13 protein-coding genes and 2 pseudogenes are annotated in these 13,146 nt (G+C 37.0%); 9 read left to right on the forward strand and 6 right to left on the reverse strand.

Features of this window, described 5'->3' with window-relative positions; all coding sequences use genetic code 11:
- Nucleotide 1: 1 nt before the first annotated feature.
- Genes traJ through traN form a run of 5 tightly spaced genes read left to right on the forward strand, consistent with a single transcriptional unit; the run spans nucleotide 2 to nucleotide 4,133 of the window.
- Nucleotides 2-994: a conjugative transposon protein TraJ gene (gene traJ / locus LIV57_RS10280; RefSeq protein WP_227942497.1), complete on the forward strand. Its 993-nt coding sequence runs from the start codon at nucleotides 2-4 to the stop codon at nucleotides 992-994.
- Between the two features lie 15 nt (nucleotides 995-1,009).
- Nucleotides 1,010-1,633 carry a conjugative transposon protein TraK gene (traK, locus tag LIV57_RS10285; RefSeq protein ID WP_227942498.1) on the forward strand — a complete coding sequence of 208 codons (624 nt, stop codon included), beginning with the start codon at nucleotides 1,010-1,012 and terminating at the stop codon, nucleotides 1,631-1,633.
- 10 nt (nucleotides 1,634-1,643) lie between these two features.
- Nucleotides 1,644-1,931, forward strand: a complete 288-nt coding sequence (locus tag LIV57_RS10290) for a hypothetical protein (RefSeq protein WP_227942499.1) — start codon at nucleotides 1,644-1,646, stop codon at nucleotides 1,929-1,931.
- Nucleotides 1,912-3,216 carry a conjugative transposon protein TraM gene (gene traM / locus LIV57_RS10295; protein ID WP_227942500.1) on the forward strand — a complete coding sequence of 435 codons (1,305 nt, stop codon included), beginning with the start codon at nucleotides 1,912-1,914 and terminating at the stop codon, nucleotides 3,214-3,216. Before LIV57_RS10290 ends, traM begins: the two co-directional genes overlap by 20 nt.
- Before the next feature lie 17 nt (nucleotides 3,217-3,233).
- Nucleotides 3,234-4,133, forward strand: a complete 900-nt coding sequence (traN, locus tag LIV57_RS10300) for a conjugative transposon protein TraN (protein ID WP_227942501.1) — start codon at nucleotides 3,234-3,236, stop codon at nucleotides 4,131-4,133.
- A gap of 112 nt (nucleotides 4,134-4,245) precedes the next feature.
- On the opposite strand, the pseudogene LIV57_RS10305 reads toward traN, so the two are convergent.
- The 5 genes and pseudogenes from LIV57_RS10305 to LIV57_RS22895 all read right to left on the reverse strand — a co-directional run.
- Nucleotides 4,246-4,392: pseudogene (locus tag LIV57_RS10305) on the reverse strand (JAB domain-containing protein); the annotation flags it as partial.
- A 102-nt stretch (nucleotides 4,393-4,494) separates the two neighbouring features.
- Entirely contained in the window at nucleotides 4,495-4,872 is a 378-nt protein-coding gene (locus LIV57_RS10310) for a hypothetical protein (RefSeq protein ID WP_227942503.1), read from the reverse strand.
- Nucleotides 4,873-4,985: 113 nt separating this feature from the next.
- Nucleotides 4,986-7,664 carry a DNA ligase D gene (gene ligD, locus LIV57_RS10315; protein ID WP_227942504.1) on the reverse strand — a complete coding sequence of 893 codons (2,679 nt, stop codon included), beginning with the start codon at nucleotides 7,662-7,664 and terminating at the stop codon, nucleotides 4,986-4,988.
- A gap of 40 nt (nucleotides 7,665-7,704) precedes the next feature.
- On the reverse strand, nucleotides 7,705-7,896 hold the full coding sequence (locus LIV57_RS10320; protein ID WP_202838626.1) for a DUF3606 domain-containing protein: 192 nt from the start codon (nucleotides 7,894-7,896) through the stop codon (nucleotides 7,705-7,707).
- Between the two features lie 637 nt (nucleotides 7,897-8,533).
- Nucleotides 8,534-8,662, reverse strand: coding sequence for a hypothetical protein (locus LIV57_RS22895; RefSeq protein WP_262908319.1), 129 nt, complete (start codon nucleotides 8,660-8,662; stop codon nucleotides 8,534-8,536).
- A gap of 289 nt (nucleotides 8,663-8,951) precedes the next feature.
- On the opposite strand from LIV57_RS22895, the gene LIV57_RS10325 reads away from it, so the two are divergent.
- The gene (locus LIV57_RS10325) at nucleotides 8,952-9,746 is read left to right on the forward strand and encodes a helix-turn-helix domain-containing protein (RefSeq protein WP_227942505.1); all 795 of its coding nucleotides are present in this window, start codon (nucleotides 8,952-8,954) and stop codon (nucleotides 9,744-9,746) included.
- 68 nt (nucleotides 9,747-9,814) lie between these two features.
- Complete coding sequence (locus LIV57_RS10330; RefSeq protein ID WP_227942506.1) at nucleotides 9,815-10,630, forward strand: hypothetical protein; 816 nt, start codon at nucleotides 9,815-9,817, stop codon at nucleotides 10,628-10,630.
- 481 nt (nucleotides 10,631-11,111) lie between these two features.
- Here LIV57_RS10330 and LIV57_RS10335 read toward each other — a convergent pair whose 3' ends face one another.
- Nucleotides 11,112-11,639: a RadC family protein gene (locus tag LIV57_RS10335; protein ID WP_227942507.1), complete on the reverse strand. Its 528-nt coding sequence runs from the start codon at nucleotides 11,637-11,639 to the stop codon at nucleotides 11,112-11,114.
- A gap of 349 nt (nucleotides 11,640-11,988) precedes the next feature.
- On the opposite strand from LIV57_RS10335, the gene LIV57_RS10340 reads away from it, so the two are divergent.
- Together LIV57_RS10340 and LIV57_RS22975 are read left to right on the forward strand one after the other, a co-directional pair.
- Nucleotides 11,989-12,210 carry a hypothetical protein gene (locus tag LIV57_RS10340; RefSeq protein ID WP_202838622.1) on the forward strand — a complete coding sequence of 74 codons (222 nt, stop codon included), beginning with the start codon at nucleotides 11,989-11,991 and terminating at the stop codon, nucleotides 12,208-12,210.
- A gap of 49 nt (nucleotides 12,211-12,259) precedes the next feature.
- Nucleotides 12,260-13,042: pseudogene (locus LIV57_RS22975) on the forward strand (recombinase family protein); the annotation flags it as partial.
- Nucleotides 13,043-13,146: the final 104 nt, after the last annotated feature.

The raw sequence follows: 13,146 nt of genomic DNA on the forward strand, positions 1-13,146 counted from the left end.
GATGGAACCTACTAATTTACATGAGGTGCTTCGTTCCGTGTATGAAGAGATGATGCCGATGTGTGCTGACATGGCAGCAGTTGCAAAAGGAGTTGCAGGGCTGGGAGCATTATTCTATGTGGCCGTAAAGGTTTGGCAGGCATTAAGTCGTGCCGAACCGATTGATCTGTTTCCTATGCTCAGACCATTTGCCATCGGAATCTGCATTATGTTCTTTTCAACAATTGTCTTAGGCAGCATCAACGGAGTATTAAGTCCGGTCGTTCAGGGCAGCCACTCCATGCTGGAGGGTCAGGTATTAGATCTTAATGAACTCCAGCAGAAAAAAGATCTGCTGGAAAGGGAGGCTATGCTTCGAAATCCTGAAATGGCTTATCTCATTTCTGATGAAGAATTTGACAAAAAATTGGAAGAACTGGGATGGTCACCTTCTGATTTGGTGACAATGTCGGGAATGTATATTGAAAGAGAAATGTTTGCCATTAAAAAAGATATCAGAGACGGTTTCAGAGAATTTCTGGAAATACTCTTTCAGGCAGCGGCCTTGGTGATTGATACAATCAGAACTTTCTTTCTCATAGTACTTTCGATTCTTGGTCCTATTGCATTTGCCATATCGGTTTGGGATGGTTTTCAATCTACGCTTACCCAATGGCTGACCAGATACATCAGTGTATACCTATGGTTACCGGTGGCTGATATGTTCAGTGCTATCCTGGCAAAGATTCAATCCCTTATTATAGAAAGGGATATTGAAATGCTGGCAGATCCCAACTTTATTCCAGATACTTCCAATACGGTGTACATTATCTATATGATCATTGGAATCATTGGCTATTTCACTGTACCTACCGTTACAGGCTGGATCATTCAAGCGGGCGGAGCGGGAAACTTTATGCGGAATGTTACCCAGATGGCACAAAAGTCAGGAAATATTGCCGGTGCGGCGGCGGGTTCTGTAGCTGGTAATATATCAGGAAGGCTTCTTAAATAACAAAATCATCAAATCATGGAATTTAAAACCTTAAGAAATATAGAAAACAGCTTTAAGCAGATCAGGTTATTCACCTTCATTTTCGCTCTGCTATGCTTTGGGGTGGTTGGTATTGTTGTCTATCAGTCATATAGCTTTGCCGAAGAACAGAGGCAAAAAATATATGTCCTGGATAATGGCAAATCACTTATGGTTGCACTGTCCCAGGATATGTCCATTAACAGACCCGTAGAAGCAAGGGAGCACGTAAGGCGGTTTCATGAACTGTTTTTTACGATTGCCCCCGATAAAAATGCGATTGAAAGCAATGTGAAAAGGGCATTTAATCTGGCTGATCAGTCCGCATTCAACTACTACAAAGATCTTTCTGAAAAAGGATATTATAACCGGATAATCAGTGGAAATATACAGCAGAGAATTGAAATTGACAGTATCGCTGCGAATTTCAGCAGCTATCCATATTCAGTAAAAACTTATGGCAGGCAGTTTATCATCCGATCCAGTAACCTTACGATCCGAAACCTGATCACCAACTGCTTCCTTGTTAATTCAGTACGATCTGACAGTAATCCACAGGGATTTACAATTGAAAAATTCAATGTACTTGAAAATAAAGATCTCGAAACCGTTAACCGATAAATGAACAAACATGAAGAAATTAACCCTACGAATTGACCGGTGGATAGAAAAAACGGAAAGCCAGTGGAAAGCAATTCCTATAAAAAAGCAGCGCGTACTGACAAAACTATTTTTTACAGGATATACACTTTTGACCATACTTGTTATCATTCGGATATGGGCAAAAGGAACTGGCAGTACTGATATACCGCTCATCAGGCATATCACTACTGCACCAGCAGATCTCAAAATCAAACAGCAGGCAGGCAATTCAATCTATAATTCCCCACAAAACAATCATGATGAAAGCCCAAAATAACAGCAGTATCAGAGTCAGGGAAGGCAACCAAAGCAATAGTTCCGAATACGGATTTGAAAACCGAAAGCTCATGATTGAGCAGTTGAAAAAACCATTCATTTATCTACTAATGGTTATTGCATGTGCGAGTTTCCTGTTCTTAGTCTTTAAACCGGAAAAAGAGAATGATAACGCAGAAAAGGCAGGTTTCAATTCAGTTATTCCGCAGGCATCTGACGGCCAGTTGCAGTCTGATAAGCAAAAAGCGTATGAACAGCAGTTGCTTGAACAGCAAAATGAAGAGAAAAAAAATGCCCTCACAACCTTATCAGACTATTGGACGGATTCTTCTTCAGAAACATTACCCTCGGATCCGATGTCTTTACAAGATAAATCTGAATCTGTCTTATCCGCCCGGAATTCGATGGGCAGTTATCAGAATACCCGGCAAGTCTTAGGCTCATTTTACAGCAGGGATGATCAGGAAGTGGAGCACCTTAAAAAAGAAATCCATCGGTTACGAACAGAGGTTACAGAGCGGGAATCAATACCGGCCAGCACAAGTATCAATAACCAGCTGGAGCTCATGGAAAAATCTTACCAGATGGCGGCCAAATATTTTCCAACTTCTAAACAGGAGGTTTCAGAAAATAAAGGCGAAATAAAAGAAGGATCAGCTTCTGCTAAAACCATGATCACCATTGCAAAGCCTGTCATTCATCCTATTGTTTCAAGTTTATACCGCAGTACATCAGACAGCATCACCCTTAGCAGTATTTATGCTCAAAGATTTACAGGAATTCAGGATCAACAGTTCCAGGAATCACAACCCAGAAACAGTATCCGCGCTGTCATTCCAGAAACAAAAACAGTCACCTCTGAAAGTGTTATTTCAGTAAGGATCCTGGAGTCTATTTTGCTTGGACACATAAAAATCCCTTCTGGAACTTTTCTGAAAGCCAAGTGCAGATTTCAGGGCGAAAGATTGCAGCTTCATATCTCTGCCATAGAGTATGGAGGCATGATTGAGCCTGTTGACATTGATATCCACGATAATGACGGACTGCCAGGACTACATATTCCCTACTCTTCCGAACAAAGTGCCCTCAGTGAAATGGCCGCCAACATGGGCCAGAATTCAGGAACAAGCATTATGATGACGCAGTCTGCAGGACAACAGGTTGTTGCCGATATGTCCAAAGGGGTTATTCAGGGAATAGCGGGATATTTTCAGAAAAAGGTCAGGAATCAAAAAGTAACTGTAAAGACAGGACATCATGTTTTCTTAGTTCCAAAAAGTAAATAACATATAATTATACCATCATGAGAATAATACATCATATAAAGCTCTTAATAATTTTTTCGTTTATTCTGATAAATACTGTTAAGGCGCAGAGCCGTGCAGGAGATAGCCCGCTCCATAAGGCACGGCTGAATCCATACAAAATGCAGGTCACTTATGATAAAACAACCCATCTCCTATTTCCTTCGCCAATACGATATGTTGATTTGGGTAGTGATTATCTTACAGCAGGCAAAACAGAAGATCTAGGAAATATTTTAAGGATTAAAGCAGCAATAAAAGATTTCGAGACAGAAACCAATTTTTCAGTGGTCACAAAAGATGGCAGGTTTTACAGTTTTGATGTTGTATATGATCCTTATCCTGATATACTCAGCTATGATCTTTCTAAATTACTTATGGAGACTGAAAAAGAGAGCGATCCTGAGGTTCTGTTTGAGGAACTCCAAGGGGATTCATCCGCTCTTACAGATCATATAATGAAAACACTGCAAAAAAGTACGAAACGCGGCACCAGACATATTCATGCAAAGACTGATGGTGTGTATTTCTCATTGAAATCGTTGAATACATTCAGGGGCAAGTTCTATTTTGTTCTTCAGATCAAGAACAGCCGAAATATCAATTATGATATCGATTTTATCCATTTTAAAATAACGGATAAAAAAAACCTCAAACGGACTGCTGTTCAGGAAAAAGTGATGTGTCCTGTACGGATATATTCTCCAGTAACAAATGTAGAAAGCCACTCCACTGCTATAAGTGTTTATCTTTTCGACCAATTTACATTGCTGAAAGATCAGGCACTCAGCATTGAAATATTTGAAAAAAACGGTGGCCGTCATCAGCAGTTAAAGGTAAAAAACAGAGATCTGGTCAGGGCAAAAATTATCAAATATGCTCTCAATCGTACAATATAAATTTACAGCGAAAAGACATCTTCGACCAAAGGAAAATCTGTCTTTTCGCCAAAAAATTTAAAAAACGGCAATTTTTAATTGCTGTTTTTTTATGATTATATTTACAAATCACTTACAGTAAACCTTCATCAGCAAATGACAAGTATTCTGCTGACGTTAAAATACAATGATCCTGCAGTTGAATATTTAAAAATTCAGAGGCATTCTTGATTGTACCGGTCATTTTCCGATCCTCAGATGACGGCTTTAAACTTCCCGAAGGATGGTTGGTGCTACAATGACATTAACCTCTTTAACTTCTTGGAAAAAATCATCTGTCACCACTCTTGGTCTACAGTTTAAATAAGAAGAAATGGAAAATCTACGTAAACATCTTCACCAACGTACTTTTAAGAAAGGTTTCGTCAAAAGTAATTAACAAAATGTCCTCGATTTCCTTCCAGCTGAATGTCCGATAATTACTTGGATTGGTAAAATAGATTGAATGTGGTTCAGCTTCAAAGCTTTGCTCATCGATTGTATATCTTCCACTGCCATTCTTGAAGAACAAAAAAAGAGAAAAATTGGGTCGGTAAGACGCAGATTGATAAGGAAGTTTGAACGGGATATCTCTTAAATTGAAAATAGTGAATCCCTCCATAAGATCAAACAGGTCTACAGGAAAGTTCAGTGCTTTGTATAGCTGAAATAGAGATGAGATTCGAAATTGTCTGTTGATTCCACTTTTACTGCATTTCAAATTTGACTTCCAAATTTAATAATTTGAAAACTTAAACTGATAAAATCAGGAATTGGTCTGTAGTCTTGATGCAAATATTAATATTTAAAAATGCTTGATCCCGATATGCTTCTTTACCTAATTTCATCCGAAAACTGATCTACGATCTTTTTCAGATTAATTCCTTTGCCTAATACCGGTTTAAAAATATCTCCTTCGCTCTGCATTCTTTCTATAGCATTGAAAATATGAAAATCAGCAATCTTCAAGCCCTTTTTAACTTCGTCCCAGTAAAGCGGCATGGAAACTGTAGCACCGGGTTTCGGACGGACAGAATAAGCTGCTGCGATGGTAGCATGAGGTCTGTTCTGTAAAAAATCCAGATACATCTTCCCTTTTCTATCCTTTATGGTCCGTTCGATACTTGTAAATTCAGGCAATTCCTTATGTACAAGAGTAACAATTACTCTTGCAAATTCTTTTGACTGTTCGTAGGTGTATTTATTTCCGAGAGGAATATAAATATGCAGCCCGGTAGATCCGCTTGTTTTACAATAGCTTGGAACCCCCATATCATCCAGAATACCTTTTGTTACCTGCGCTGCTTCGATCACCTGCTCAAATGAATTTTTATCCGGATCAAGATCAATAATACAAAAAGTAGGATGCTCAGGTTTTTTAATGGTACTGTTCCATGGATTCATTTCAATACATCCCAGATTAGCCATATACAGCAATGTAGCCTCATCTTTTCCTACAAGATAATGCCGGTCTTTATTATCGGTATCGCTATGATATAAATAAGTTTCTGCCCAATCGGGAGCTGTTTTCGTAACATCCTTGAAATAAAATCCTTCATCCTCGATACCGTTGGGAAAACGGTTCATGCTTTGCGGACGGTCTTTAAGATAAGGCAGAATAAAAGGGGCTGCCTGGTAATAGTAATTAATAAGATCTCTTTTTGTGATCCCTTCTTTAGGCCAGAATAATTTATCAAGATTGGTAAATTTGAGTTCATGTCTGTTTATTTTCCGCACCTGGCTTTTATCTTTCGGATTAAGAAGAGTTTTACGGCTGGTCCCGGTTCTTGCTTTTATCATTTTACCAGGGTGATCTTCTACTAGCTTTTCTATAGGTGCTTCTGTTTCCAGAACAACTTTTTTCGCATTTTTATCCTCTCTCATTCCCTCAAAAGAAGGATGCCTCATAACCCCATCACTCGTCATCTCTGCAAAGCTTACTTCACACACTAATTCAGGACGAAGCCATGTTACCGTTGCATGTGGAGGGTTGGGTCTGAACCGTGAGGGTTTATTCACATCAGGCTCTTCTGCAAAAGGTGCTTTTTTGATGATCAGCGGTTTAAAAAGTTCCATCATTTCCGTCTGCAGCTTTCTATTGAATCCTGTTCCTACTTTTCCTGTATATATGAATTTACTGCCTTCATATACTCCAACAAGAATACTGCTGAAGAGCTTATTGGAATCATCGTTCAGGGTATATCCGCCAATCACAACTTCCTGCCTTTTATTAGCTTTAATTTTGAGCCAATCCCGGGATCGGTTATGTACATGATAAACACTGTCCTTACGTTTTGCCATTATACCTTCAAGGCCAAGCCTTTTCGCTTCTTCTAAAAAATCAGTACCTGACGTTTCAAAATGTTCACTGACAATAATACTGTTACTTTCAGGAAGCACTTTCCTTAAGACCGCTTTCCTTTCCAAAAGGGAAAGATCCTTTAAGTCTTTGCCTTCATACCATAGAATATCAAACACATAATAAACCAGATCGCCATCTGCTTCGCTCCGCCAATTCTGAAGCCGTCCAAAATCAGCGGTACCCTTTTGGGTCAGGACAACAATTTCACCGTCTATCACTGCATTCAGATTCAATTTTTTAAGTTCATCATATATAGGATAAAATTTTTCGCCAAAACTTTTATCGTTACGGGACTTTAATTCAACCTCACCATCATTCATAAATGCTACCGCTCTGTACCCATCCCATTTCACTTCATAGATCCATTCATCATTATCAAACGGCTTATCAACCAATGTTGCCAGCATCGGCTCAATTCGGGTATAAAATTTTTGTTCAGGCGATTTATTAAGAAGAGATTTGATGTTACTCTTACTTTCAGGTTCTTTATCGGTTCCAGCTTTCCTTTTCGTATTTTTCCTATTCTTTACAGCCTCATCTTCATTAATATCTGTTTTTCCATAGATATTAGCCGTTGCTTTTTCCATCTGTTCAATTGTCTTACCGGAAATCACTGACTTACCTTTCTCTGTAATATCTTTTTCACTGGCATATTGATCTTCAAGCTTCATCAGCAGCCAGCCGTTATCCCCCCTTCCATGCGCTTTTACGAGAGCAAACTCTCCTTTAAGCTTTTCACCATTGAGTATAAACTTAAGTTTCCCGGAATATAGTTGATGAAGAAGATTCTTCTCTTGTTTTGTATGATCTTCATCTTGCAAATCTGCCGGCATATAGGTCCCCTGGTCCCACACGATCACAGTTCCACCACCATATTGCCCCTTGGGAGTAATACCTTCAAAATTCCGGTAGTCATAAGGATGATCTTCAACCATCATAGCCAGTCTTTTTATGTCAGGATCCATTGAAGGCCCTTTTGGCACTGCCCAGCTTTTTAATATCCCATCCATTTCAAGACGAAAATCATAATGAAGATGTGAGGCATCATGTTTCTGAATCACAAAATGCAGCTCTTTTCCATTTGGTTTTCCTCCAAAAGGCTCTGGGGTCTTTTCTTCAGAACGCTTTTTGCGGTATTCAGATAAGCCCATAAAAATAGTTTTAAGATTTATTGCAGTGAGTAAAGAATCTTTACTTTCTATGTTTTTCCTTGAGATATTTTTCAAGTATTTTACGGTCATTCGATCCGGTTGCCCTTATCGCTCCTGTTACAGCCTGAGATGTCACTCCCATTTTTTCCTTAAAATATTGGATTTCGTAATTTTCCGATCCGCTGACTTTATTTCGGTCAGATGAACCTCTTTTGGATTTATTGTCTGCCATGATCTGATGTTTTGAGAATAAATATTTTGTAGGTTAAAAAAATTACAAAAACCAAGCCGTTTTGCGAAAATATATTTTATCATCACAGGATTTACTGTACCAACAACGATAAATAGGAGAAGAATGAATTACAAAGTAATTCTTAGGCTATCTCTATCGACCGGCTATGAAGATGCCGTTGGGTCGTCTTCCTACTTTAATCCTTGAACATATAATTTAGGTAATTGACACTCAGATTCAATTCATCTATTATTAAAATAAACATTCGGTAAGCTTTCCAGCTTTGTAATAAACAACTGAGCAAAATAAAATTAAGCTCCAACCTGATCCACGCAGCCAATTCTCAGAACTTAGATATAATGCTTCAGGAAAAGAAATCCTTACTGTAATGGTTTCAGATATTGGAGACAGAACAATATACGGTTACAAGACCGATATCGTATCAGGTAAAATAAACTACCGATAGACATCGAAAATGCATATCAGGAATCTACCACGTAAAGTGGTGTTCTAGAATGGAAATTCCGATTCATACAACTACTCAAAAAATAAATAGTAAAAGCGATGTGCCAACACTCTGTCCGGCTGATAAAATGTTAAAAGTAAATTCCTTACCATCCTCATGGTAAGTATTTACCTATACTGTTCCTTTAACAATCTGGAAATAATACTGAGGAATGCTACCAAAATGAAAGATTATTTCTTTGTCAGCATAGTCTTTGTAAACAGCTCCATTTTCGAGCAAAAGATTTTCATCGATGATCATATTCTTTTCATTTAAAGTGATTCAACAAAAAATCTTAGTAAATTGGTAAAAACAAATATCAAAATTCAAGCCATATCCCTAGCAAATACTGGTTAAAAGTTAAAAATATAAACCAAACATAATCTATAATAATAAATTTAAAATATAAAGATATTTTCCAGTAGCATATTTGTATTTTAAATCAATTTATAATATTATTTATTCTTTTTTGAAGTTGTAAAATTGCATGTGTTTAGCTGATATTGCATTTATGAGAAATATCTTCAATAATTAATTTAAGCCAATTAAAATGAAATATTATCCAATACCAGAAGCTTTAATGAATTATGTTGAATCTATCTGGTCATTTGAAAGCCCGGAGCAGATGGAAGCTGATGAACAAGCAGCTATAATTCCATCAGGTCGTTGGATCGTCATATGGAATTATAGTGGGAAATATGAACATATTATTCAAAATCAATCTTATCATCATTCGACATTTGATCTTCATTTGGTAGGACAGCACCATACTAAAATTGTGCTCAAAGGCAATGTTCCCGTACATTCCATCGGTATCAGTTTCAAGCCATACGGTTATTACTCAATAGCAGGTAGCGATCTTTCCAATTATCTCAGCAAAGTGGTTTCCATCTCAAAAAGAAAGCTTGACGGCTCTGAAGTTTTGACAGATTTTTCAGGAAACCTTCAGGAATCAGTAACTCAGCTTACCGAACTGCTTACAGAAAGGATAAGGTTTGAACCAGATAGCCGTGTTGTCCATATTGCGGAACAAATAAACGCTCACAAGGGCAATATTTTAATTAAAGATCTTTTTGCAGGAATTAATACTTCGCAACGCCACCTTAACAAACTCTTTAAGTTGCAGACTGGAATTACTCCCAAGGAATATGCCTCAATAGTACGTTTTCAGGAGATATTTAACCGTTACATAAGAAATAAAAAACCAGAGAATAAAAATGAACTGTACGATCTTTTTTATGATGAATCCCATTTTTTGCAAAGCTTCCGTAAAGTCTTAACATTACAACCGAATGTATTTCTGAAAAAAAACAATAAACTGGGAAACGAGTTTATTAAAAAATAAACAGGTCTGTTTTTTCCTATCACCAACTACATCTGTACTGTTACTTTGCAGAAAAAAAACAGAACAATATGCTAAACAAAGTAACTGACACAGCAAAAGAGCTTATTACCTTTAAAGCTGCAACTACGACTATACCGTATGCAAAAGAAATTGCAAAGTATTTCAGTATTGACAATCCACTGAATTCAGATTTTGGGTTCAGGGCAAGTGTGCTCCATTTTGAAATGCGCTACCTTTCCCTTGACTTTTTCCTTGAAAAGAGTGTTTCCTCGGCAGTACTTGAATTGTCAGCCGGATATTCATTGCGTGGGTTGGAATACACCAGTAAAAATCCTGACAGGATCTATTTTGATACTGATCTCAGGACGGTAATGAATGAAAAAATGGAAATGTTAAAACGTCTGAATATTCCTGTTCCCGGCAACCTTAAGTTTCAGGAATTTGACGTTTTGAACCCCGGCAGTATTCTGACTAAAGATGAGGATCTTCTTATTATTAATGAAGGCCTGCTCATGTATTTTGATAGAGAAAAGCAGTCTCAAATCCTTAAAAATATACATTCGGTCTTGCAGGAAAACGGAGGAACCTGGGTAACAGCTGATATTTATCTCAAACACGAAACAGGTTCCGTAGGTAGCGATAAGGATAAAAAATGGGCACGCTTCTTTAAATCAAATAATGTCATGGAAAATTATTTTGTTTCTTTTGACCAGGCAGAACAATTTTTTTATGACAATGGATTTATTATTATAAATAAATATGAACCTGAATTTGAAAAATTCAGCAGCCTTCCCAGTTTATTGAATTCTGCATCTCCCCAACAGCTGGAGGCCTTGAGAAGTAAAGGAAATGTTCAGCAGACATGGCAGCTTAAGATTAGGTAATACTATAATAATCCTTTATGTCTACTACTATATACCTTACGCTTTAAATGAAACGAATCTGAGTTTGTACCCATGTGATAGTTTGTTTGGATTTTGAAATATTATGAGATTTTTTCATCTTTAAAAAGAATTGAATTACAAGAATCAAGTATTATTTCCTTAATAAGTTAACAATAAACTGTGGCGGAAGCATGGCACTTGTTACTTTAAAAGATGGAAATATGGATAATACACTGGTTAAAGAATACAGTTCGTATCCCGTATTGAAAAATTTGAAAAAAACGATGGCTGCCATCAGCGGTTAAAGGTAAAAAACAGAGATCTGGTCAGGGCAAAAATTATCAAATATGCTCCCAATCGTACAATATAAATTTACCGCGAAAAAACACCTTCGACCAAAGGAAGATCTGTCTTTTCGCCGAAAATTAAAAAAACGGCAATCTTTAATCGCCGTTTTTATGATTATAATTTACAAAATCTCTCACAGTAAACCTTCATCAGCAAATGATAAGTATTCTGTAGATGTTAAAATACAATGATCCAGCAGTTGAATATTTAAAAATTCAGAGGCATTCCTGATTTTACCGGTCATTTTCAGATCCTCAGATGACGGTTTTAAACTTCCCGATGGATGGTTATGTGCTACAATAATAGATGACGCATTACACAATAAGGCGGCCTGCATAATAATTCTAATATCCACCAGTGTTGCAGAAATTCCAGATTCCGAAATTTTCTTTATTCCTAAAACGTTATGTGCATGATTCAAATAGAGTGCATAAAATGATTCTCTATAGTCAATTTGGCTACTATCAAAATGTGCTCTGAATACTTCAACCGCATCATCTGAATTTGTTATCAGTTTTTCGGCATTCCCTTCTCTTGAATAAGTTAATTTAATTTCATTGACAATATTAAACTTCATTTGTTTTGCTCCGGATACGGCGGAGCCTTTCTTTTCCCGTACCTGCTTAATTATTAAATCAATTCCTCTTCCTATTGAGCCCAAGACTCTATTGATATTTCTCAAAAGAAAAACTGGAAAAAAGAAAGCAGATTATTGTTACGGGCAAAGTGAAAGGCAAAAGGAAACGGAATAACTGGAGGGTACCTTTAGGGAGGAAACCGTTTATGCCGTAGTCTTTTGACAGGGATATAGATAGAAAGGCTGACCGTTACAACTTGGCTGCCTTTTTACCGGTTATTTTTGAAATATCTGTAAACAATATTCAATTAAATAAGCCAGCAAAAGACATTATGTTCCAAATGAGCAGCTATTCACCATGATAAAGCAGTTAATAGTAATTTAACTCATAGTTAAACACATAGTACCGGAACTGACTAAATAGAGATGGTTTATGAAGAGAAATCGTAATCATAAAATAAGAAAAAGTAATGCTATAAAGACATTACCAAGATCATTATATAGTTATCATACTATTCAGCAACTTCCTTTTGAAAAAACAAAAAAAATACTTTTAAATTCGGGGCTAAAATTAACTGACCAAGAAGTAAAAGTAATCTCTGAAATTTTGCACAAAATTGCAGAACTCATTATAAAAGAGTTTATTACCAAATAATTCTTATATTGCATAAATTATTTTTTTTTTGAATAACAATAGAAAGATCATGAAGATAGCAGATTTATACATTCGGGTTTCTACCGACGAACAGGCGGATAAAGGTTATTCTCAGAGGGATCAGTTTGAACGGCTTGAGCGTTACTGCAAACAAAACAATTTAATTATTGGTCAGACGATATTTGAAGATCATTCGGCAAAAAACTTTGTAAGGCCAGAATGGATTAAATATGTCAATCATATAAAAAAAAGGAGTACAAAATCCAATTATTTGCTTTTTACCAAATGGGATCGCTTTAGTCGAAATGCTGGCGACGCCTATCAAATGATTAAGCTGCTACAAAATCACAATATTTCTCCACAAGCTATTGAACAGCCACTGGACACAAGTATCCCTGAAAATAAAATGATGCTTGCTATCTACCTTGCTGCTCCAGAAGTAGAAAATGATCGCAGAGCGTTAAATACATTATACGGAATGAGAAGAGCGCAGAAAGAAGGACGAGTTATGGGAACCGCTTCTTACGGGTACATCAATAAATGTACTGAAGATGGCCGAAAATATGTGGCTATAAAAGAACCCGAAGCATCAAACATGCGCTGGGCTTTTAACGAACTTTCTAAAGGAAAATATGCCATAGACCAAATACGCAAAAAAATGAATTCGATGGGAGGAGGTCCTATCAGTAGAAGTTCATTTTATAAGTCTATCCGTAACCCTATTTATTGTGGCAAAATTTTTATAAAGGCTTATAAAGATGAGGAGGAATGTATTGTTGAAGGAAAGCATAAACCCCTGATTTCTGATTCATTATTTATCCAAGTTCAGCAGGTACTCACTGGAAAAGCGAAGGATGAAAGGCCAAGGGGCAAAATTCTTGTTTCGGAGAATTTACCACTCAGAGGTTTTCTGAAATGTCCCAGATGTGGGGAACA

Source organism: Chryseobacterium sp. X308, assembly GCF_020733145.1.
In the GTDB taxonomy this organism is placed as follows: domain Bacteria; phylum Bacteroidota; class Bacteroidia; order Flavobacteriales; family Weeksellaceae; genus Chryseobacterium; species Chryseobacterium cupriresistens.